The sequence below is a fragment of the Amphritea sp. genome (genome assembly GCF_050300915.1).
GTDB lineage: Bacteria > Pseudomonadota > Gammaproteobacteria > Pseudomonadales > Balneatricaceae > Amphritea.
This window is the reverse complement of sequence record NZ_JBNKYN010000021.1, coordinates 30,780-54,541: the sequence shown is the minus strand read 5'-3', so window position 1 is coordinate 54,541 and position 23,762 is coordinate 30,780. Positions and strand designations below refer to the sequence as shown.

Sequence of the window (23,762 nt, the reverse complement as noted above, 5' to 3'; positions counted from 1 at the left end):
GCACTCAGACACCCTGATTACATCTCTGGTCAGACCTCGCATTACTGATCAGTACAGCTGTAGCCAGAAAAAGCCCGCTTAAAATCTGACTTAAAAGCTAACTTAGCACTGCTGCAGAGTGATAGCTAACTGGCGTAAACGACAGGATGAAAAGTCAGCGTACCTGTCGTTCACGACAGTTATCAGCAGAGGAGGATGCGTTTAGGGTTCATGGATGTTGTTTCTAGCAGACAGCATTCGGATATTATGTTGATTAAGGAGAGTTTCTGATGAAACTGAACAATATTCATGCCCTGGCGTTTTCAGCAATCTGTGCTGTGTCCATTAGCCAGGTACAAGCCAGCACTATTTCAGTGACGGCTACGGCAGATAACGACTTTATCGTGGTACATACGCAAGGGAATAGCTTTACAGAGATTCTGCGCAGCAGTGACGGTGATCAATGGCGTAAACCTCAATCAGCAAAGTACGAGTTGAAAGGTGATAACGTAAAGGGCTGCTCCATCGATATTATCGCCTGGGATGATCACTCAGTAAAACAGGGTGTAGCTGCCAGTATCAGCGGTAATGGTGGGACGGTTTTATCGGGTTCGGCAGTTATGAAAGCATTCTCGACAAAGATTCCCAACCAGGTACAGTGGGCAAATGCTAACCCGCCATACCCTGCGACTGCATTGATCTCGCAAATATTGGGTTCGAAAATCGCTTCGCCTACCCAGAGCCATGGGCCTGTAAGCAGTACCTCACCCTGGGGAAATATTTCTGGCAATGGTCTACCAGCAAATGCCCAGTGGATCTGGGCTAAAACATCTTTATATAACACGCCGTATGCCAATAACTTTACGGTATATAGCACTCCCTGCGGAAATCTGATTAAACGTGAACCTCCGGTTGAACAGAAGAAAGGATTAACCTGGCGCAAAATCGGGTCAGACCCGGTGACCGCCACTCTGGATGTTGGTTGTGGCTATTCGAATGGCGCCAATGAGTGTAATCCACGTCAGGGTGATCAGCTCTGTACCACCAAGCGTCCTGTACTGTGTAAGCGTGAACTGCATGCACCGAAGCCCGCGTCAGTCACAGAGAGTAAGTATCATAAATGGGCCGGAAACGTTGTTCATACCACTCAGCCGGTTTCCCCTGCAAGCTATCCATTGAATACCCTAAGTGATGCGAACGCCTTTTGTGAGGCGGAGTTTGGTAAGGGGTGGGTGGTTGCTTCGCACCATGATGCACCGGGTAACGGCTGGTATTTTAAATCGTATGGTAATACTAACTCCGGACAGGGCGAACGCTTTTGGGTGAATATCAAGGATCAGCCTCACGGTACCTGCTGGAGCCAGTAACGAATCGGTTCTCACTGCAGCCTGGCATAAGTTACAACGTTTTTGATCGTTAACTTAAGCAAAGCAGTATTGTTATCTGCAAACAGGTGGATTTCACTGTCCGGGGCGCTATTCGCCCTGGGCGCTTTTTAAGCAGGCCCGATAGGCTATTCCAGCGCTATTTCCGTAGACGATATTAGCGCCAAAGAACTTTAACCTTAATGAATGTGATCCGGTGTGATGATGTCTGGCCGCCTTCTCTTGTGAGGCATCCATTGTGCATATCAAATACCACATATGCACTGCTATAAGCATTCGTTCAAGCAGGGTGCTTCACTTAGCCGCATGGGCTGTATTTATTACGCTTTTCTGACTGCGTTTGAGGTTGAGAGTGGTCACGAAATTGATTGCATAGTATAACAATTACCCATAACGGGTCAGTCTGCTCAAAGGCCTGTTCAACCGTTAATGATTAAACTGTGGGGTGGGTATGGCTGCGAGTGATCAGAAAACGCCGGCGAATAACTTTTTGATCTGTCGGAATCAGCAAGATAACTCATACTGCCTTTACCGGCTTAACCCCTCCGGACATGAGTTATTCACCCCCGTTATATCCGCCACGGCTCTCAGCTTTGACCACAGGTATAGGATGGCTCAGGTAGGGGGCTATCTGCTGCAGTGGAGCCCGCTTTCTGAACAGGGCGGAACGCCTGGCTATCATTATAACCTGTTAGCGTTAGACCCCAATTTACCCGACCCTTTGAATGCAGAAGCGTTGCAAAGTGGGTTCTGGAAAAAGAAAAAGTTTTGGGGTTATCGGGATTATTACAGCGATAACCCGGATGAGGCCCAGCATTTAAATCTCATTCCTATGGCGGGGTTTGTGTTAAGTCTGATTCCGGCCAAAGGGCGCGGGACTTATGAGCTTTGGAACTTTGATCCCAATCCTGACTGTCAAGGGCAGTCTGATCCAATCCCTTACCCTTATACCGGCCAGGGGGGCTTCCCGCTCATTACTCAGGGTCATACTCTGCTGCCAATTGGCAATTATGTATTGGACCGGCTGCCGGATCAGAAATATTTTCGACTCTGGAGCTTTGACCCTCAGGAGCATCCGCCGCTGGCTCTGCCGACTATTCAGGAGGGGTGTTGGGATAGCATCGATGCCGATCATCAACTGACGGTTGTGGGGCGTTATGTGCTTGATTGCAATGTCCGCGACGGGTCTTATCGGCTGTGGGAATTTAATCCTGAGCATTCAGATCCGCTGGTCGGGCCTGTTCGGGAAGGTAAGCTACCCGCTGGGATTCATCAGAATACGTTACTGACGGGGTATCAGACAGCGCTGCCTATTGATGGGGTGCGGGCCAATATTCCCGGTAGCATCGATTTTATGCGCACAAAAATTAAGCATGTGGTGTATTACATGCTGGAAAGTCGTTCCTTCGACAATGTTTGTGGCTGGTTATATGAGACCGGAGATCAGGGGTGTCACTATATCGGCTCTCAGGCCCCTTTTGATGGGGCGAGCTGCGATAATTTCAATGTCGATGGCGAGCAGAAGGTGTTTGTCAGTCAGTATAAAGCGGGCAAGCTCAGTGTGCAGTGGGACCTGATCGCTCTGGATCAGGACCCTTTTCATGATACCTCTGATAATCTGCAACAGATGTTTTCCGAGCCTCCCGGATACTGGGGGCGGGCTAAACCGGATATGGGTGGTTTTATCCTCAATAATGCCAACCCTCAGGTGATGGAAAGCTTCAGTCCGACGCAGTTGCCGGTGCTGAATGGTCTGGCACGTAATTTTGCGATTTCGGATCAATGGTTTTGTTCTATTCCTGGTGGCACCGATGTTAATCGCGCCTTTTCTGTCAGCGGTTCGGCTTTCAATAAGCTGGGAACCTGGGAAGGGGGCGATGCGTATAAATACTGGCCCTATACCGCGCATCGTCAGTCGATCTGGAAGACTCTCTGGAGTCAGGGTATCACCGACTGGAAGATCTATAATGCAGTGGACTGGGAGGGAGAGATCTTTACCTATCAGCTGTATCTGAAGGGACAGATTCCAACAGTCGATGCAGATCCGCAGCATTTTCTTGCAGGGCTGGATCAGTTTAAGCAGGACGCCCAGAGCGGTAAGCTGCCCGCTTTCAGCTATCTTGAGCCGGTCTGGATCGCTCCGACGGGGGCAACCTCATATCATCCGGGAGCTGATCTGGTACCCGCAGAGGTCGCACTTAACGAGATCTACCAGGCGGTAAAAAATGGCCCCGGATGGGCAGAGACGTTGCTGGTGATTACCTTTGATAAAAATAATGGTCTCTATGACCATGTGGCGCCGCCCTATGCCAGAAAGCCCTGGCCGAATGATCTGAATAACGGTTTTGCCTATGACCTGATGGGGCCAAGGGTGCCCACGATTATGGTGTCTCCCTGGATTCAGGCGCAAACGGTTATCCGTGCGGAGGGGGATGTCCCATTTGATGCAACCTCGTTTGCGGCCACTTTGCTGCACTGGTTTGGCGTGCCTAAACCGTTGTGGGGTCTGGGGGATCGTATTGATGTTGCGCCAACCTTTGAACAGGTTTTTCAGTTGGCAGAACCGCGAACCGATGCTCCTGTGCTAACACCGCCCTATGATAAGTCGTTTCCCGGCGGTAAGCATAAAACCGAGTAGGGTGGAGCTGTTTTGAGTCAGCGCCGGGGCGTGTCGTTTTGCGGCATAGCGTTGCGGGGCTTGCTCCCTGAACTCCTCTGAGAAAGAGGTACGGCTGGTGTCGTAACCTATTGATTTCGAGTCTCAACACTGTATTGTTAAGAGCTTGTAGCTGCAGCAGTAACACCTTGCAAACTGCTCCTTAATTGCTTCGCCCGAGAGTTCCAACGTGCGAAGGGGAACTGCTGACCTGTATAACTTTCCGTTGCACGGTGGTTGGTATAGATGTTTCGCTATTTTGGTTTCGGATCCAACATGAACATGACCTCGCTGCGAGCCAAGGGTGTTGAGCCTCTGGCCGCGAAGCGTGCGGTTTTACGTGGCTGGCGTTTGCGTTTTAATGTGCAACATTTCTTTCGCCATGAGGGAGGGGTTGGCAATATTGAACGCTCTGATAATCCCGACGATAGGGTACTGGGCGTGCTCTATGACTGCCCGGACGAAGCGCTTGCCTCACTGGATGCTATGGAAGCTTATGGTCATGGCTATGACCGGATCAGCCTTGACGTGGAGGTTGATGATGGGACTCAGATCAGTGCGTTTACTTATATCGGGATGCCTGAATTTATCAACAATGCCTGCCTGCCAACGCAACGCTACCTTAACCTGCTGGTTGACGGGGCCCGCTCTGCAGGTTTAGCGTCAGAGTTTGTATCTCAGTTGGCGGCTCATCCTGTGCATCAGCCCGATGATTACCCGCTGTTTAAACCGCCTGCGGGAAACTACCCCCGTTTCAATGCCATTTCACTGGCGAAGCAGCCGTTGTATACCGCGTTGCATGGGGCTGTTTTTGATATGTCAGCTGCAAGACCTCTGCATGACTACCTGAAGATTTTTTTTGGTGGAAGGGATATGACTCTGTATCACATAAAACGGCTTGATAGCAGTGATGGTAATGAGTCGCTTGAGGATATTTGTCGCGGTCATATCAATGACGCGCAGCAACACTACCTTAATTGCTATCTCAATGAATATGCCAGAGAGTATCGTTACGTGGGTCATTTTGATTACAACTTCGACGACAACACAGATTGAGGAAAAAAGTAATGGATCACTATCCTGAGGTTCTAGCTCATGGGGCTATTAAAGAGGTATTTCCCGATATCTTCTTTGTCAGCGGCGCGATGGAAACCGTTCTCCAGGGAATGGATTGGCAGTTTAGTCGAAATATGACCGTGGTGCGTGATGCTGACCGCTTAATTATTATTAACAGTGTACGTCTGAGTGATGCTGGGCTTGCTGAGCTTGAGCAACTGGGTCGTGTCACCGATGTAATCCGACTGGGTTGTTTACATGGTCGGGACGATCAGTTCTATGTCAGTCGTTACGGTGCTGAGTACTGGACGCTGCCTGGGGTTGATGAAGCCAATGGCCTGCAAGCGACACAAACGCTTACTGAGGAGGGGGTGCTACCCATTTCAGATGCCTCCCTGTTTCAATTTCGCACCACGCAGGTGCCTGAAGGGATACTGCGTATCGACCGCGCGGGCGGTATTCTGATTGCGTGTGATGCATTACAAAACTGGCTGGCACCGGATGAGTATTTTTCTGACGCTTCGCGGGAGCTGATGCAGACGATGGAATTTTTCACTCCGGCGAATCTCGGCCCGGTCTGGCTTCAGGTGGCGACACCCGCGGGAGACGATTTCGCACGCCTGAAAGGGCTATCTTTCAGGCATGCTCTGTGCGGTCATGGCGAACCTCTTTTAGAAACAGCACATGAAGATTATCTGGCCACCTTTAATCGCATGTTTGGTGTCTGAGAATTGGTTGGGCGATCTTACGTGCAGGAGGTTTTGCCGCAACTCCCAGGTTATCAGGTTGAGGCGATAATATCTCGCGCAGATGGACGGGTGGTTTATCGTGCCCGCTGTGCAGCAGATGGTGCTGTGGTAGCGATTGAAACCCTTGAAGCGGAGTTTCCTGACCGTCAGCAGGTGGCTGAAATTCGTCGTGAAGGAGAGATCGCCCAACGATTGATTGCGGTTGCCGGTGTACGTAAGGTGTTTGCCGTGATCTCCCATGGCAGTGGGAATCTGGCGCTGGTATGTGAACTGTTTGACAGTTCACTCAAAACTCATCTGGCTCTTAATGGCAACGGTGGGTTGCCTCTGGCCGAATTTCTTGAAATTGCGCTGAGTCTCGCGCACACCCTGGGTGGAGTTCATCGTCAGGATATTGTTCATAAAGCGTTGATGCCAGGAAATGTGCTGTTTAATCCGCTCAATGGGGCGATAGGACTGGCTGGTTTTGGTATCGCCTCAGAGCTGGATCAGGAACGTCAGGCGCTACATCTGTCGCGGTGTTTAGAGGGGCCGTTGCCCTATATCTCACCGGAACAGACCGGGCGCATGAATCGTGATCTGGATTACCGTTCTGATTATTACTCACTGGGTGTCCTGCTGTTTGAACTGCTGACCGGACAGCAACCCTTCCAGGCTGACAATGTACTGGAGTGGGTACACAGTCATATCAGCCGTGTCCCCCCTGCGCCCCACGAACTCGATTCTGAGGTGCCTGAGGCTGTATCAGCCATTATTCTGAAACTGTTATCTAAAAGTCCCGAGGGTCGTTATCAGAGTGCCGGGGGGCTGATTCATGATCTGACCTGTTGTGCAGACCGCCTGGCGGCGGGGCAGCCGATTGAACCCTTTGAGCTGGGGCAAAAAGAGACCGTTCAGAAATTTCTTGTGCCGCAAAAACTCTATGGCCGTGACGCTGAACTTGGACAACTGTTTGGCCTGTTTGAAACCGTTGTTGCAGGGGGGAATGTCTTTTGCCTGGTTAAGGGTTACTCCGGTGTGGGTAAATCATCACTGGTGAATGAGGTTGACCAACCGCTTGTGCGTGAGCGGGGCTTCTTCGTTCAGGGCAAGTTTGAACAGTTTCAACACGGCGAGGCGTATTCTGCGCTGGCCGCGACATTCCGTGGTCTGGTGCAGCAGATTCTTGCTCAACCCGAAGAGCAAATCGCTGGTTGGCGTGAACGCTTACTGGATGCGTTAACTTCGACTGCGGCTCTGGTGGTTAATTTAGTCCCCGAGCTGGCGCTGATTATCGGGCCACAGCCGGCTGTCGCTGAACTGCCGCCTGCCGAAGCGAGAAACCGTTTGCAGATGGTGCTGATCGCGTTTCTTCGCGTGTTTGCCTGTGATGGACACCCGGTGGTGCTGTTTCTCGATGATCTGCAGTGGAGCGATGTCCCGACATTAGAGCTGGTTCGCCGTCTGGTCACCTCCAGAGAGCTGAGTCATCTGCTGCTGATTGGAGCCTATCGGGATCATGAGGTTGGTGTAGGTCACCCTCTGCGTCTGTTGCTTGAGGATCTGAATGGTCGGGAGAATATCCATCAGCTTCAACTCGCTCAGCTGAATCGGGATTCGGTGCAGCGGATGGTGGCGGATGCCTTATGTCGTAGCACTGAAGAAATCCGGCCACTGAGTGATATGCTCTATGATAAGGCGCAGGGCAACCCCTTTTTTACCAATGAACTGTTGCGTCAGCTGCATAAAGAGGGTGCTATCGCCGCCGATCCCCTGAGTGGCCGTTGGAACTGGGATTTAGATGCGGCGCGCTGGTCAGGTGTCAGCAGCGATGTTGTCGAGTTTATGGTGGACAACCTGCGGCGCTTTACACCGCAGACGCAGCGGGTCCTGCAGTTAGCGGCCTGTATTGGCGGGACGTTCGATCTGCATACGCTGGCAGCTATCTATGAGGCCTCAATTGAGGTGACGGCCGCAGCATTGCTGCCAGCACTGAAACAGCACACGGTGCTGCCACTCAATAGCGATTATCGCCTGGTGGGTGATGCAGCGACTGAGGACGCTAAGCCGCTGGCGAGTGAGACTGATGAGTCACTGCTGAATCCAGCCTATCGCTTTCAGCATGACCGGGTGCAGCAGGCCGCTTACGCGTTGATTGATGATCAGTTGCTGCCTGCGGTGCACCTCTCTGTGGGACAGCTGATGTTGCAGCATGTTGGCAGTGTCGTCCCTGATGAGCGGCTGATCGACATTGTCGCGCATCTTAATAAGGGGCGGGGCCTGATAACCTGTGCTGAGGAACAGCACTATCTGGCGCAGCTTAATCTGCGTGCGGGAATACGTGCTAAACACTCTTCTGCCTATGAAGCGGCGCTCAGGTATCTTCAGATCAGTGCTGAACTGTTACCCAGTGATCCCTGGCAGAATACACCGGTGCTGATGTGCTCATTAGCCGAGGAAACTCAGCAGTGTGCCTATCTGACCGGGCGGGTGGATGAAGCGGATGAATGGATTGAGGTGCTGCTGGAGAATGCTCGATCCAATCTGCAGCGCAGCCACATCCTGGCGACCCGAACTCGCCAATATGCAACCCTTGGGCGGATGGAGGACTCCATTTTTTCTGCCATTCAGGGACTGACTATGCTTGGCGTGGAGTTTATTCAAAACCCCGGATTGGACGATATAGCGAGGGAGCGCAGCAGCGTTGCAGAGAATTTAGGTGGCCGGGAGATCGCCGGGCTGGTGAATGCTCAGCTGGTTGATGACCCTGCGATCCATTCGGCCATGAGGCTGTTTATGGAAACCTTTGCGGCAGCATTCCTGTCGGGTAGCGGTAACCTGTTCCCATACCTTGTTATGAAGGCCGTTAATCTCTCTCTGCGCCATGGAAACTGCCCCGAAACTGCTTTTGCTTACGCCGCCTACGGGATGTTGCTCTGTGGTGAGTATGATGAGCCGGAAGAGGGGTTTGAATATGCTAAAGCCGGTTTAGCGATCAATGAAACCCTGGATGATCTGAGTCTGCGGGCTCGGGTTATCTATGTCTATGCGATGTTTGTTTATCACTGGAGCATGCCCTGGTCTGGTCTGACTCCTCTGTTTCGCAAAGGAATTGAAGCGGGTTATCAGTCCGGTGATCTGCTCTATCTTGCCTACAGTGCTCAGGATTGTGTGATCTGGGACCCCTCTTTAGATCTGGAAACTGCCTGCCGGCTACACGCCGAGAATCTGGAGATCGTGCGCGAGTGTGCCTATCAGGATTCGCTGGATTCCGGCACCCTGTTCTTACAGTTGCAACGCAATTTGCTGGGGTTGACTGATGCGCCCTGTTCGTTAAGTGATGACCAGTTTGACGAAGCCCTGTGCCTTGAGGGGATGCGCCAGCGGCAGTTTATGACCGGGATAGCCAATTACCATATTTATAGTGCAGAGGTGTGCTTTCTGTACGGTGAATATGAGCGTGCTCTGGCGCACGTGCGGGCGCAGGATGAGCTGATAAAATCGGCTATGTCACTGCCTCAGCTGGTGCGTTTCTATATCACGTCGTTCCTGACACTGTCCACCCTGTATCCCGAGATGGATGCCGGACAGCAGAGGGAAACGCATGCCCGGCTGGTACGAGATCTGGCGCGCATGACCCGCTGGGCAAACAGCTGCGAAACTAACTTTCGCCATCTGCAGTACCTCATGGAGGCCGAGTTACTGCGGCTGAAGGGTGACCATGAAGGTGCACTCGATATGTATGATACGGCTATCGATGCAGCGCGTAACAGTGGTTTTCTAAGGGATGAAGCCACCGCCTGTGAACGTGCGGCGCGTCAGCTTTTGTCTGTTGGCCGACGTCGCTCATCTGAGGGGTATTTACGTGCGGCACATCGGATCTATGATCGTTGGGGTGCCCACCGTAAAGTCGCTTTGCTGGAACAGGAGTTTGTGGTCCTGCGTGAGTTGTCTTCTGGCACAGCCAGCGCATATGGCCGGGGCGGGACAGATGACCTGGATCTGGTGTCGGTGATGAAAGCATCCCGGGAGATCTCAGAAGAGATGATTCTCGCCCGGCTATTGAAAAAGACAATGTCAATTCTGTTGGAAAACGCAGGTGGGCAATGGGGGTGTCTGGTTGTTAAACGCGAAGACGGGCTGATTGTTGAGGCCATGACTCTTCCTGCAGGGAGAGTCGTAGCAAACACTCCTGGCCGCTCACTGGTACCCGATTCGCAGGGGGCGCCGATATTTCTGCCGGTGACGCTGATCACTGAAGTTCTCCGCAGCGGCGAAGCGGTGGTGCTTCAGAATGCGACCGCTGAAGGACCATTTCAGCAGGACCCCTATGTGCTTGAGGTCCGGCCAGCGTCGGTGCTCTGTGTGCCCATTTTACGTGAGCGCTTTGAGGCGGTGTTGTACATTGAGAATAACCTGGCCAGCGGTGTGTTCACCTCAGGGCGGGTCGAGGTTATTCGTCTTTTGGCTGCCCAGGCATCGGTGGCAATTGAGAACGCGCGTCTGTATGAACAGATACAGGATTACTCCCGTACCCTGGAGGAGAAAGTTATTGAACGAACCGCTTCGCTCGAACAGCTTAATTCTGAGCTGCAGGGGCTGGCGGACTGCGATGGCCTGACAGGGGTAGCTAACCGTCGTAAAGGTGATGCATATCTGCTTGAAGTATGGCGACGGATGCGGCGTGAAAAAAAACCACTGTCCGTTATCATGCTTGATGTTGATCACTTTAAGGCTTTTAACGATAGCTATGGTCACCAGGCGGGTGACGACTGTTTAATTGCGGTGGCGGCGAAGTTGCGTGAAACCTTGTATCGTCCGGCTGATCTGGTGGCCCGCTACGGCGGCGAAGAGTTTATGATTATTCTGCCTGATACAGATGCCGAAGGCGTGGCTAAGGTCGGGGAGACTGTACGGCGATCCGTGCAGGATATGGCAATTGAGCATGAGCACTCCTCAGCGGGTTCTGTGGTGACGGTGAGCTTAGGCACGGCGACTATCGTGCCTGAAGCATTGGATGGTACGGAGCTATTGCTGCGAGAAGCGGATATTGCCCTTTATCGTGCCAAGCGTATGGGGCGTAATCAGGTTCATGCTGCGCCTGAGTTATCTGCGCTAACTTAGCGCACTGTTGCTGTTTGGCATTAAGCCATAACCACTGATGCTTGTTGAGCGTGATAGTCTGAATAACGGATTGATCAAAATATTAGGAGCCATTGATGACAACAGCGACCTGGAAGGCCCAGCCACTGAGCGGTGCATGGAATACAGCGAATAACTGGAATCCTGCAACCGTACCTGTTGATATCGCTATGTTTGCCGTCTCTGCTCAAACGGCAATCAGTTTTATCGCTGACAACAGCGCTCAGGTGAACAGTATTGAGTTTGCGGCCGATGCCCCGGCCTTTACGTTTACCCTGGCAACATCCACCTCTCCGTCATTAACCCTTGCTGGACCGGGGGTGATTAATCAGTCACAAAAACAGCAGTCGTTTATCGTTGCTGCAACGAGTCAGGGTTATCAAAATCCGCAGCTCAGATTTGTTAATTCGGCCTCTGCGGGTGGGGCGGATATGTTCTATTGTGTAGGACCAGAGACGGAACAGGGCTACGGCGGTGGCGTCATCTGCTTTTGCAACAGTGCTACTGCGGGGGCGGCTTCATTCAAAGTCTGGACCGGTGCCGCTAAGCCACCGCAGCATAGTACGGTTGGCGGTGAGGTCAGTTTTTGTGATACATCCTCGGCCGGCAGTGGCCGCTTTACTGTGTATGGCAGCCTGGGGGCAGACGGAGATACTTTCGGCAATGTGGTGTTTCACAATGATGCGACAGCGGATAGCGCAACCTTCACCAATCTTGGTGGCACAGTAGCAGGCGGTGACGGTGGTAATACGCAGTTCTATGGTGATTCAAGCGCCGCTAACGGTCATTTCTATAACTGGGGAGGAAGTCACACCCAGGCGAACGGTGGCGATGTCGCATTTGATGCCACCGCAACCGGGGGGCAGGGATATTTTTATAACTACGCAGCCAGGGCCGCAGGGGCGTATGGCGGGGTAACCAGTTTTAATAATAATCCTCCTGATGTTGCCACATCGGGCGCGTCCGCAGGAGATGGGTCATACTTCAACTATGGTGCACGTGAGGGCGAACTGGGTGGGGGTGGTCATCTCGAATTCAGTGCAAAATACGGCTCACCAACCGCCGCCAGTGCCACCATTATCAACTATGGCAGTACGATTGAGAGTAAGTCGAGTGCCGGGCATACGATATTTTCTATTACTCTGCCAACGGCCTACTTTCCCAGCGCCGGGAATGCGACTATCTGGAATCACCCTGGGGCGAGCGCCGGGGGAGCAGCAGGGTTTACTGAATTTTCAGTTTACGGCAGCGGTTCTGCCAGTAACATGCCCACCGCTGGCGCGGCAACACTGTTAAACCTTGGTGCGTACACTGAGGGTGGGGTGGGCGGTTATACTGTCTTTTCAGGCATTGCCAGCGCCGCTAATGCTACCCTGATCGCCTATGGTGGCAGTAATGGCGGCAAGGGCGGGCGCATCGTCTTTTACGACGACGCCTGCGGTAGCCGTGCAAAGGTGCAGCTGTTTGGCAATGGTGAGCTGGATATTGCTGACCACTCTCAGGGGGTGACCATCGATACTCTCGAACTGACCGGTGGGATTATCACTGTTCAGTTAGGTCAGAAAACCACGGCGCTGACGGTATCTAACAAGCTATATATGCTCGCCGCTTATACTTCCTTCGAGTTCTATAGCCATGCGGAGGACGGCTTTGAGTTCAATACGGCTTACACCATTCTGATAGGCGCGGATCTTTCCGGTTTCTCTGAAGATCAGTTCAGGGGAAATAGTATCGAGGGGATAGCGCCTGCGTTTACCATTGAGGGAGATTGTCTGAAGGTTAGTTTTTTGCAGTCGTAGACGGCACAGGCGGTTCGACAAGGTTGTACTTGTGTGGCGAGAAAGTGTTGCTGGTACACGGCAGAACTCTTGCAGCTTTGTCAGCTATCCATTATAACTCTGAACCCGATAGTGCGTTTCATGGGTGTAGGGATATGCCAGCTGCCGTATGTTCAGGCACCACCAATAGTGAACAAGGATGTTTTCCAACTTCCCCGGCTCTCTTTAGCTGCGGCGTTGTTTTTATCACTAGCCTTGTTGTCACTGAGCGCTTTGCAAGCAGGCACAGTCATAGTCGTTTTCACCTTGTCTGTGCAGTTCGTAGGGCGCTATCACTGCTGGATTTCTGCACCGTCGTCAGACGACAGTTTGTAATAACCTGGTCAGATAATAGATTATTGTCAGAGACTAAGTGATAACGGTTGAAGGTCGTTATCTATATTAATTAACAAGGACGAACAGTCATAACAGGGAGACGTAAAATGTCTGATTCATCGCTTTATCCATCCAGTCCGGCCGATGTGCCAGAAAATCTCACCCGCGCAACGGCCAGTTATAAACGCCAGGCCTGGTTAGCGATGGCTGGGCTGATGGTATTTATGTTGTTTTATCTGGCGTTAGCCGCATGCTTTGGCTGGATCGCCTATAGCAACATTATGAAAATTCAGGCGGGCCATGCTGATCTGTTTGTTCTGTTGTTTGCCGCTATTGCCGCCTTGCTGACCCTGTTCATGATCAAGTCGTTATTCTCGGTGCGCAGGTCGGATCGTGTTGATGGTATTGAGGTCACGGCTGAAGATGAGCCGAAACTCTTCGATTTTTTGCATACCCTGGCCGATGAGATCGGTGCCCCCAGACCTCACCGGGTGTTTATCACCCCGGATGTGAATGCGGCGGTGTTTTACGATCTGTCACTGATAAATATGATCTTTCCCTCGAAGAAAAATCTGATTATCGGTTTAGGTCTGGTGAATGTGCTCAATCTGGGGGAGCTTAAGGCGGTGCTGGCGCATGAGTTTGGTCATTTTGCCCAGGGCTCGATGATGGTCGGGCGCTGGGTATATATCGCGCAGCAAATTATCGCTCATATGGTGTCTACCCGGGACTGGCTTGACTCTGCCGTCCGGTTTATCTCGCGTATCGATCTGCGTATAGCCTGGGTGGGATGGATTCTGGGTTTAGTGATATGGTCGATTCGTTCGCTCATGGATACACTGTTCCGACTGGTCATTATCGCTGAGCGAGCCTTGAGCAGGGAGATGGAGTTTAACGCCGATCTGGTTGCTGTCTCGGTGACCGGCAGTGATGCTCTGGTCAATGCATTGCATAAGTTACAGTCCGCTGATAATGCCTGGCAGACGACCCTGGGGGTCGCGAGCGTTGAGGCCGGTAAAGGAAAGTTTATTAACGATCTGTTCAGTGCCCAGAAAAAAGCGGTGAGTGTCATTGGTGAGGTTCTGAATGATGCGGATTATGGTGTTGTGCCGCAGCCGGATGGGGGGGATGTCAGTCAACACCGGGTGTTTTCTGAAGAGATGGCCCGGCCACCGCAAATGTGGTCGACACACCCGGCTAACAGAGACCGGGAAGACAACGCTAAACATGCTTATATCGCGGCAAAAATTGATCAGCGATCTTCCTGGCGGGTTTTTGCTGATCCGGTCGGGCTACGCCAGAAAGTCAGCCTGAACTTTTATAACGCAGAAAAAATTGCTGAAATGGAGCCGGTTGCGGCTGAAGATGCCGTCAGAGATCGCTTTAGCAAACGTACCTTTGCATCGAAATATCGCGGCACCTACCTGAGTCGCAGTCCGGTGCGTCATTTCGCCAGTGTCGATGAGATGCTGCAAGCAGCCGATTTGCAGGACTCAGCAGCTGAATCAATTGCATCACTCTACCCGGAATCCCTGGCGGAACAGCTGGAACTGGCGAGAAGTCTGGATCTGGAAAGTGATACCCTGAAGGGATTAGCGTCTGGAGAACTTAAACCTTCTGGCGGCGTTATCCGGCATCGGGGTAACGAACTTAAAAAGAACGAGATTCCAGTTGCACTGGAGCAGGTTCATTCAGAACGGCAAACGGTTGCAGAACGCTTAAAAATACATGATGCCCGCTGTCGTAACGCCCATCTGCAGGGCGCCAGAGAGTGTGGTCAGGGCTGGGAAAACTATTTGCTGGCCCTGATTCGATTGCTCCATTGTAGCGAACACCTGCATGCCAAAATTGAAAATGAGGTTGCGCTATTAGTTAACACCTGGGAGGTGATCACCGCTGACGGGAAAATTGGTTATTTTGAACAGCGACGCATGCTCAGAGTATGCAACGCTGTACAGGATGAGATGCGTCTGATTTCAAACGCTGCGGCACACATTGTTCTTCCAGACCCTATTGTTAAGGTAACTGGTTTCGAAAACTGGTCAGAAAGATTTCCTGAGTTTGATATCGCCGATGTTAACAAAAAGAACTGGGGCGAATGGTGTGAAGTGGCCTCGACGCTGATGAATAATCTGCTGTACACCTTAAGTGAAATCAAGTCAGCGACGCTGGAAGAGCTGGTCACGAGTGAAGAGAAAATTGCCCAACATCTGTTGGCGAATACCGTGCCTGACGTCGCGCCGGATGGGGGCAGTTGTCCGGCTGAATATCCCGTTTTATTGCCGGGAGACGAGCATGAGCTGCAACAAAAACTCGATCTGTGGAACCGCTTTCAGCTGGCTCATGGGCTGGTTCCTTCCACTCTGCGTTTTGTCATCGCTTTCGGCATCGTTGCGGGCACGCTTTATAGCGGCGTTGTTGGATTGTAAACCGTCATCAAAGGGGGGCCAGAAAACCATCGGGGAGGTTCTGGCTCCATAACCAATGCTCATCATTGAGTGGCTGTGGATATAGCGTTATTACTGCTGCCAACGCTGCCTGAAGGGGCGTTGTGGTTAGCCAGGTCAGGGGGCCCGGTATGCTCCCCAGTTTGAGCAAAAGCTGTGACAGCGCTCATGTAAATGGCTGCCCTGTTGTCTATACTAGTGTGACTAGCAAAAGCTCATTTGAGCTACGTAATTAGGACGGGTAGCCTTAAATGTCAGCGCTTGATAATAAACAACTATTAAACTTGATGCGCTATGCCCCCGTCGCTGTAGTTTTTGTGTTTGCCCTGGCCGTTAATCTCATCGCTATTCAGGACAATCGTGAGCAAGCCGCTCAGAGTATAGAAACCCTTCGTGAAGAACTCACCTTTCAACGTAAGGAATCGATTCGTTCTCAGGTTCATGAAGTGTATAGCCATCTGCTGGTTGAAAAATCCAAAGCTGAAAGTAACTTAAAAGACGCTGCTAAACAGCGTGTTTATGAAGCATATGGTATTGCGAATCATATCTATGCGCAAAATGTGGGTAAGTCTGAAGCTGAGATTAGCAAGATTATCATCGAAGCGTTGAGGTCCGTATGGATTTTTAATGGGCGAGGTTCTTTCTACATTATAGATAGTGAGGGAGAGACCATTATGAATGCTGCTAATACTCACTCAGAAGAGACCAATGATTGGGTGTTGCAGAGTGAAGAAGCTGATGTTATTCGAAACGCTTTGTTGATTAACCAGAACAATGGAGAAGGATTTCTAAGATGGACATTTAAAAAGCCAGGATCTCCCGACGATAAAGAGTTTGAGAAAATAGGTTATGCCAAAAAATTCGAGCATTTTGACTGGTCGATTATTATAGCGGATTATCTGCTCGACTATGAAGAAGATGTTAAAAACGAACTGTTAAAGTGGTTTTCTCAATATAAGTATGGGGAAAGTGGATACTTCTTTGTGCTGGATGAAAATGGTGTATTGTTAGCGCATCATATAAATGATTTTTTAGGTCTGGATTTCGTTTTAGGAGAAAAGGTTAATAGTGATCTTATAAAAGATATTAAGGATAAGATTAAGGACGGAGGCGGCGGTTATATCAGCTACTCAAAGCCACTTACGTTAAGTGGAATGGTAATCCTGGATCAGGTTGGTTATGTTAAAGAGGTTAGTGAATGGGGTTGGATTATTGGTACAGGATTTAGCTCTCAGGCCTTTGAAAAGAATTTAAGGCTAAAAGAGGAACAGCTTAATGAGTTGAACTACCACAACCTAATGCGTCTGGTTTATCTGACAATTGCCTCAATGGTATTGCTGACGCTGTCCTCTCTATATGTTGGAAATTTAATCGCCAGACGATTTGAAATGTTTCAAAGTAAAATAAATACCGACTTTGATGAGCTTAATAATACAAAAGATAAAATGGAATATATGGCGTTGCATGACGCTTTGACTGGGCTGCCTAACCGAATATTGATGTTGAAGGAGATTAAGGAGAATATTCACTTATTAAAGGGAGAAAATGAAAAATTAGCGGTTATGTTTGTTGATTTAGATAACTTTAAGAACATTAATGATCTATATGGTCACTACGTTGGCGATCTGCTGCTTATCGCCGTTAGTCAGCGGTTCAAAGCGTTGATGAGGGAGCGTGACAGCGTATCACGCTTTGGGGGGGATGAGTTCGTATTTTGTTTTCCGCAATTAAGGGATAAAAAGGCAGCGCAGGATAAAGCTGAAGAGGTGCGCAATGCCCTTAGCTTACCTATTGTCATTGAGGGACGAACACTAACCATCGCTTGCAGTATAGGGGTGTCAATCTGTCCCGATGATAGTCTTACAGCCGAAACGCTGATAAAAAATGCAGACACCGTATTATATAAATCGAAAGCTGATAAAAAGGGACAGTATCTTTTTTATAGTAATGTTATCAGTGTGCAGATTATGCGGAAAATGGAAGTTCAGCATGAATTAGCCGGTGCGCTTGAAAGAGGGGAGTTGTCGGTTCATTATCAGCCTCAAATGAGCATGCGTGAAGAGAAGCTGGTGAGTGTCGAAGCCCTGGCTCGTTGGTTTCATCCATCTTTAGGTAATGTTTTTCCAGACGAGTTTATTTCTGTAGCGGAAGAGTCAGGGATGATTCATGATCTGGATCTGTTTATTTTCAGAAGAGCATGTGAGGATATCTATGCACTTTCTTCTAATGGCGAAGACGCGCTTAAATTGTCTGTTAATATTTCCCCTGTTCAATTAACTGAGCCAGATTTTTTTCGTGATTTAGTCGATATCTGTACGAGTGTTGGTATTGCCCCTGAGCGGATTACTCTGGAGATCACTGAAAATGTTTTCATTCATGGTTTTGATATCGTGAAGCCATTATTTGCTAAGTTAAGACAGCAGGGGTTTGGGTTGTCATTAGATGATTTTGGTACAGGCTATTCCTCTCTTAGTTATATAAACAGCCTGCCGCTGACGGAGATAAAAATTGACCGTTCTTTTATTAATAAGTTTTTAGATTTTTATCAAAGTGACATGCTGGTACGAATGATAGTTGGCATTGGCCGTTTGTGTGGCCTGGTCGTCGTGGCTGAGGGGGTAGAAACGAAGTCTCAGCTCGATAAACTGCTAAACTATGATTGTGATCTGGTACAAGGGTATTACTTTGATCGTCCTTTAACGATAGAACAGCTGTCTGAAAAAATTGAACTTTGTAAAGAGTAAGCGATACCCGAATTGTGAATTCCATAGATCCATGCTAATTGCGGCGAGGGATATTTATGAAGATTTCGACAATGGCGCTAATAGTCTTTATGTTTTTGGCAGAGAACCTGATGGGCGCGCCCCGGGATATTCCGCTTTGGCGTCATATGGCCAGTGATGTTGAGATACAGGCATCTTTAGCGGCAATCAAGCGATTCAATGAAAGTCAGGATCAATGGAATATCGTGCCAGATTTTATTCCGGAAGCATCCTATACCTTATCGATACAGGCAGCAGCTCAGGCGGAACAGCTGCCTTGCATTATAGAAATTGATCAGCCTCTGGTACCTAATTTCGCCTGGAGTGGTTATATCAAACCTTTGGACGGCCTGCTCGATACTGATCTGTTGGCGTCAATCAACAGGTCAGGCAAAGGGATGTATCAGGGAAGAGTTTATTCGGTTGGTTCGTATGATGTTTCGTTAGCCCTGTTTACGCGAAAGTCGCTGATAAAAAAAATCGGGGCGCGTTATCCAACGATCGAACATCCCTGGAATAAAGATGAATTTATGTCATTTCTGGATGCGGTCAAAGCGACCGGTGAATATCAATATCCGTTTGATATGAGAGCCCAGGATACGACCGAATGGATACCTTACGCCTGGCTGCCTTTTATGATCTCCTGGGGGGCAGACCTGATTGATCGAAGCGACAACCAGACGGTAGAGGGCGTTTTAAACTCAAAAGAAGCCGTTCAGTTTGGTGAGTGGATTCAGTTTCTGGTGAATCAGAACTATATAGACGCTCATCCACAGGATGATAATGGCTTTATTAATGGAGATGTTGGCATTCAGTATGGTGGATCATGGGCTTTAAGTGCTTATTACAGTGCTTTTCAAGATGACCTGGCTGTACTTCCCGTGCCTGATTTTGGTCATGGCCCTGTCTCTGGCGGCGGAGCCTGGCATTGGGCAATGACAGAAACCTGTGAGTATTCCCAGAGTGTAAAAGAGCTGCTCACTTTTTTAATGTCAGCAGAAGAGCAGTCAGCTATATCTACGGTCATAGGTATCTTTCCCTCCGATGCAGAGGTTGCCGAACGCATAGATGTCTACTCTAAAAAAGGGCAGTGGCGAATGCTGTTTGATTTTTATAACCATTTTTCTATGTTACGGCCTGAGACGCCTGCCTATTCAGAGATTTCAGCCAGTTATAAAAAAGCCATGAACGACATCCTGAATGGCATGTCTCCACAGCTTGCACTGGATCTGGCCGTTGAAAATATACAGATTGCGTTTGAACGTCATGACAATTACCCGGCCCGTTAAAAGCAGAGAAGCCGGATTGCAGCTAAGAGAGGTGTTGCACAGGGTTGATCGGGAAAGGGGGCAGTGGCTGAAAGAAAAGCTACCTGCGCTCTTGCCGTTATAATGCCGGACTATCTGCCATCCATATTTTGCCCCTTTTGAACATCTGACCCGCTTTAAAACTTATTTTCGGCTTTCTTATTCCGGTCGTCGCTTTTAGTAGTGTGCAAGTCGTTTCCAGCCCCTTTTCATTTCGTCTGAAAAACTACACTGACCTTAATGATGAAAAGGTCTGATATGGGCCTTTTTACCTGCGGCCTGAACCTTTAGCGGGTGCCGTTAACTCTGATTCGGAAGGATGACTAGATGAACGCAGCTGATCTGCACAATGATGCCATCGTGATTGATGGTTTGATCTGCGCCAAATGGGAGCGCGCTCTGTTTGAAGATATGGCCAAAGGTGGCCTGACTGCGGCTAACTGCACCGTGGCATTCTGGGAAAACTTTGAAGGCACCGTGCGTAACATCGTTGAGATGAACGAGCTGATCGAAGCGAGCAGTGATCTGCTGGTCAAAGTGCGCACCACCGAAGATATCCGGCGGGCCAAGCGTGAAGGTAAGACCGGTGTGATGATGGGCTTTCAGAATGCCAACCCGTTTCAGGATCAGATCGGATACGTGAAAGTATTTAAAGATCTCGGCGTCGGCATTGTGCAGATGTGTTACAACACCCAGAACCTGGTGGGTACCGGTTGTTATGAGCGTGATGGTGGTTTGTCCGGTTTTGGTCGCGAGATCGTTGCCGAAATGAACAAGCATGGTCTGCTATGCGACCTGTCCCATGTCGGCCCGAACACCGCGAAAGAGGTGATCGACGAGTCTAAACAGCGTGTCTGTTACTCCCACTGTCTGCCATCCGGTTTGAAAGAACATCCCCGTAACCGTAGTGATGAAGAACTGAAATATATCGCTGATAAGGGCGGTTTTGTTGGCGTCACTATGTTTACCCCATTCCTCAAAGCGGGGGTGAATGCCACCATCGAGGACTATGTCGAAGCAATTCGTTACATCTATAACATCGTTGGTGAGGATGCCATTGGTATCGGTACCGACTTTACTCAGGGGCATGGCCACGATTTCTTTGAATATCTGACTCACGACAAGGGCTATGCCCGCCGTCTGACCCGTTTTGGCGAGATTATCAATCCTAAGGGTATTCGTACCGTGGGTGAGTTCCCGAATCTGACCGAAGCGTTGCTGAAGGATGGTTTCTCTGAAACCCAGGTGCGCAAGATTATGGGTGAGAACTGGATGACATTGTTGAAGGATGTCTGGGGTTCTTAACGCGACTGCGCCTGATGTCTTGTCTCATCGGCGCTCGTAACGCTTTACAACGTAAATAATATTTTTTAGTACAAAACATAAAGAATTTTGAGGTAGAGACGATGGGTGTACATGCGCCAGAAATGCCAATTTTAGTAGATGATGAAACCGGAGTATGGACGACTGATGCGCTGCCGATGCTGTATGTGCCGCGTCACTTCTTTGTCAATAACCATATGGGAATTGAGGAAGAGATCGGTGCTGAACGTTACGCCGATATTCTCTACAAGGCGGGTTATAAATCTGCACATTACTGGTGTGAGAAAGAAGCGGCTGAACATGGGATCTCCGGTAAAGATGTCTGGGATCACTATATGAAGCGTCTGTCTCAGCGTGGCTGGGGTTTCTTTATTACTGAAGAACTGGATATCGAAGCCGGTACCGCCAAAGTTCGCCTGGAAAACTCTGCCTTTGTTTACCAGTATGGCAAGGTGAATCGCAAAGTAGATTACATGTTTACTGGCTGGTTTGCCGGTGCGCTGGACCAGATTGCCGAAAGCCTTGGATACCCTGTGCGGACTAAAGCTGAGCAGACTCAGTGTGCTGCAGAGGAAGGCTGTGAAGTGGGCTACTTTGAAGTAACTCCACTGTAAAAACTTAAATAAAAAATTTAAAAATCGGCAGAGAGGATTGTTAAAAACGTAAAGATTTTAACAATCCCTCCCATTTAAAATGTATCGGGGTAGAGACTATGTCCCAGTTTGATGTTCTGTTTGAGCCACTTAAGATTAACAATCTGACTATTCGTAACCGCATTGTCAGTACGGCTCACGCCGAGGTGTATGCTACCGACGGCGGTATGACCACTGATCGCTATGTTAAATACTATGAGGAGAAGGCCAAAGGTGGCTGTGGCCTCTGTATTTGTGGTGGTTCCAGTGTGGTGTCCATCGACAGTCCTCAAAGCTGGTGGAGTTCTGTAAACCTGTCTACTGACCGGATTATTCCGCACTTCCAGAATCTGGCGGATGCGGTGCATAAACACGGCGGTAAGATCATGATTCAGATCACCCATATGGGACGTCGTTCCCGCTGGGATGGTGAGAACTGGCCAAACCTGATGTCTCCCTCCGGTATCCGTGAACCGGTTCACCGTGCCACCTGTAAAGTGATTGAAGAGGAAGAGATCTGGCGCGTTATCGGTGATTTTGCGCAGGCCGCCCGACGTGCTAAAGAGGGTGGTCTGGACGGTGTGGAGCTGTCAGCAGTGCACCAGCATCTGGTCGATCAGTTCTGGTCGCCGCGGGTAAACAAGCGTACCGATAAGTGGGGCGGTTCCTTCGAAAACCGTATGCGCTTCGGTATGGAAGTGCTGAAAGCGGTCCGTGCAGAAGTGGGTCGTGACTTTGTTGTCGGTATGCGTATTACCGGTGATGAGTTCCATCCTGATGGTCTGAACCATGAAGATATGAAGCAGATCGCCGCATATTATGATGCCACCGGTGAGCTGGATTTCTTTGGTGTCGTCGGTTCCGGTTGTGACACCCACAACACTCTGGCGAACGTTATTCCGAATATGAGCTATCCGCCAGAGCCGTTCCTGCACCTGGCGGCGGGCATTAAAGAGGTGGTTTCCGTTCCGGTTATCCACGCCCAGAACATTAAAGACCCGAACCAGGCAAAACGTATTATTGAAGCCGGTTATGTGGACTTTGTCGGTATGACCCGGGCACACATTGCTGACCCGCATATTATCGCCAAGATCAAAAATGATCAGGTGGATCAGATCCGTCAGTGCGTGGGCGCGAACTACTGTATCGACCGTCAGTATCAGGGTCTGGATGTACTCTGTATCCAGAACACCGCGACCTCCCGCGAGTATATGGGGTTGCCGCACATTATTGAAAAAACCACTGGGCAGATCCGCAAGGTGGTTGTTATCGGTGGTGGCCCTGGTGGTCTGGAAGCCGCACGTGTGGCTGCAGAGCGCGGCCATAATGTAGTACTGATCGAGAAAGAGGAAGAGCTGGGTGGGCAGATCACCCTGGCTTCTAAAGCGCCACAACGTGATCAGATCGCCGGTATTACCCGTTGGCTGGCGATGGAATTAGAACGTCTGGGTGTTGATATCCGTCTGGGTACCGCAGCCGATGAAGCCCTGGTTCGCGAACTCAAGCCGGATGTTTGTGTGATCGCTACCGGTGGTCGTCCGTTTATTGATCAGAACCCTGAATGGGGTGCGGCGGAAGGTCTGGTTATCTCTAGCTGGGATATTCTCAGCGGCAAAGTTGAGCCGGGCAAAAACGTGCTGATCTATGACACTATCTGTGAGTTCTCTGGTCTTTCGGCAGCGGATTATCTGTCAGCGAAAGGCTCGCTGGTAGAGATCGTTACCGACGATATCAAGCCCGGTGTAGGCATTGGTGGTACCACTTTCCCAACCTATTACCGCTCTCTCTATGAGAAAGAGGTGATCATGACCTCTGACTTCCTGCTGGAGAAGGTCTATCGCGAAGGCGACAGCTTAGTGGCGGTGCTGGAAAACGAATACACCGGCCAGCGTGAAGAACGGGTGGTTGATCAGGTTGTCGTAGAAAACGGCACCCGCCCTAATGAGGAGCTATATTACGCTCTGAAAGGTGAGTCACGTAACAACGGTCAGATTGACAACGAAGCGCTGTTTGATATCAAACCACAACCGGTGCTGAGTGAATCCGGTGATGGCATGATTCTGTGGCGTCTGGGTGACTGTGTGTCGCAGCGTAATGTTCATGCCGCGATGTATGATGCCCTGAGATTGTGTAAGGACTTGTAATTTGTCTGAGCTATTGCGCTTGTAATAGCTGTGTTAAAAGCTGGCAGT

The 23,762-nt window shown here is 50.0% G+C and carries 12 protein-coding genes; all 12 read left to right on the top strand.

All coding sequences use genetic code 11. The features are described from left to right. Positions 1–269: 269 nt before the first annotated feature. The 12 genes from ACQY8X_RS07840 (at position 270) to dgcA (ending at position 23,714) form a co-directional block, all read left to right on the top strand. A complete protein-coding gene (locus ACQY8X_RS07840; protein WP_428034593.1) occupies positions 270–1,346 on the top strand; it encodes a hypothetical protein in 1,077 nt (358 codons plus the stop codon). A 628-nt stretch (positions 1,347–1,974) separates the two neighbouring features. Continuing rightward, positions 1,975–4,002, top strand: coding sequence for an alkaline phosphatase family protein (locus ACQY8X_RS07835; protein WP_428034592.1), 2,028 nt, complete (start codon positions 1,975–1,977; stop codon positions 4,000–4,002). 264 nt (positions 4,003–4,266) lie between these two features. After that, positions 4,267–5,076, top strand: a complete 810-nt coding sequence (locus tag ACQY8X_RS07830; RefSeq protein ID WP_428034591.1) for a gamma-glutamylcyclotransferase family protein — start codon at positions 4,267–4,269, stop codon at positions 5,074–5,076. An 11-nt stretch (positions 5,077–5,087) separates the two neighbouring features. Then, entirely contained in the window at positions 5,088–5,804 is a 717-nt protein-coding gene (locus tag ACQY8X_RS07825) for a hypothetical protein (protein ID WP_428034590.1), read from the top strand. Positions 5,805–5,837: 33 nt separating this feature from the next. Then, positions 5,838–10,928 (top strand): diguanylate cyclase, encoded by a 5,091-nt coding sequence (locus tag ACQY8X_RS07820; RefSeq protein ID WP_428034589.1) that lies wholly within the window; start codon positions 5,838–5,840, stop codon positions 10,926–10,928. A gap of 95 nt (positions 10,929–11,023) precedes the next feature. Further along, positions 11,024–12,745, top strand: a complete 1,722-nt coding sequence (locus ACQY8X_RS07815) for a hypothetical protein (protein WP_428034588.1) — start codon at positions 11,024–11,026, stop codon at positions 12,743–12,745. Positions 12,746–13,206: 461 nt separating this feature from the next. Next, positions 13,207–15,528, top strand: coding sequence for a M48 family metallopeptidase (locus ACQY8X_RS07810; RefSeq protein ID WP_428034587.1), 2,322 nt, complete (start codon positions 13,207–13,209; stop codon positions 15,526–15,528). Between the two features lie 269 nt (positions 15,529–15,797). Next, the gene (locus tag ACQY8X_RS07805) at positions 15,798–18,290 is read left to right on the top strand and encodes a bifunctional diguanylate cyclase/phosphodiesterase (RefSeq protein WP_428034586.1); all 2,493 of its coding nucleotides are present in this window, start codon (positions 15,798–15,800) and stop codon (positions 18,288–18,290) included. Positions 18,291–18,346: 56 nt separating this feature from the next. After that, on the top strand, positions 18,347–19,597 hold the full coding sequence (locus tag ACQY8X_RS07800) for an extracellular solute-binding protein (RefSeq protein WP_428034585.1): 1,251 nt from the start codon (positions 18,347–18,349) through the stop codon (positions 19,595–19,597). Positions 19,598–19,942: 345 nt separating this feature from the next. Then, positions 19,943–20,920 carry a dipeptidase gene (locus ACQY8X_RS07795; protein WP_428034584.1) on the top strand — a complete coding sequence of 326 codons (978 nt, stop codon included), beginning with the start codon at positions 19,943–19,945 and terminating at the stop codon, positions 20,918–20,920. Positions 20,921–21,021: 101 nt separating this feature from the next. Next, positions 21,022–21,552 carry a DUF5943 domain-containing protein gene (locus ACQY8X_RS07790; protein ID WP_428034583.1) on the top strand — a complete coding sequence of 177 codons (531 nt, stop codon included), beginning with the start codon at positions 21,022–21,024 and terminating at the stop codon, positions 21,550–21,552. Positions 21,553–21,650: 98 nt separating this feature from the next. Further along, positions 21,651–23,714: a dimethylglycine demethylation protein DgcA gene (gene dgcA / locus ACQY8X_RS07785; RefSeq protein ID WP_428034582.1), complete on the top strand. Its 2,064-nt coding sequence runs from the start codon at positions 21,651–21,653 to the stop codon at positions 23,712–23,714. Positions 23,715–23,762: the final 48 nt, after the last annotated feature.

Coding starts and splice junctions, on each gene's coding strand:
- ACQY8X_RS07795 (WP_428034584.1), top strand. CDS start 19,943: ATGAACGCAGCTGATCTGCACAATGATGCCATCGTGATTGATGGTTTG.
- ACQY8X_RS07825 (WP_428034590.1), top strand. CDS start 5,088: ATGGATCACTATCCTGAGGTTCTAGCTCATGGGGCTATTAAAGAGGTA.
- ACQY8X_RS07840 (WP_428034593.1), top strand. CDS start 270: ATGAAACTGAACAATATTCATGCCCTGGCGTTTTCAGCAATCTGTGCT.
- ACQY8X_RS07815 (WP_428034588.1), top strand. CDS start 11,024: ATGACAACAGCGACCTGGAAGGCCCAGCCACTGAGCGGTGCATGGAAT.
- ACQY8X_RS07830 (WP_428034591.1), top strand. CDS start 4,267: ATGTTTCGCTATTTTGGTTTCGGATCCAACATGAACATGACCTCGCTG.
- ACQY8X_RS07790 (WP_428034583.1), top strand. CDS start 21,022: ATGGGTGTACATGCGCCAGAAATGCCAATTTTAGTAGATGATGAAACC.
- ACQY8X_RS07835 (WP_428034592.1), top strand. CDS start 1,975: ATGGCTCAGGTAGGGGGCTATCTGCTGCAGTGGAGCCCGCTTTCTGAA.
- ACQY8X_RS07800 (WP_428034585.1), top strand. CDS start 18,347: ATGAAGATTTCGACAATGGCGCTAATAGTCTTTATGTTTTTGGCAGAG.
- ACQY8X_RS07805 (WP_428034586.1), top strand. CDS start 15,798: ATGTCAGCGCTTGATAATAAACAACTATTAAACTTGATGCGCTATGCC.
- ACQY8X_RS07810 (WP_428034587.1), top strand. CDS start 13,207: ATGTCTGATTCATCGCTTTATCCATCCAGTCCGGCCGATGTGCCAGAA.
- dgcA (WP_428034582.1), top strand. CDS start 21,651: ATGTCCCAGTTTGATGTTCTGTTTGAGCCACTTAAGATTAACAATCTG.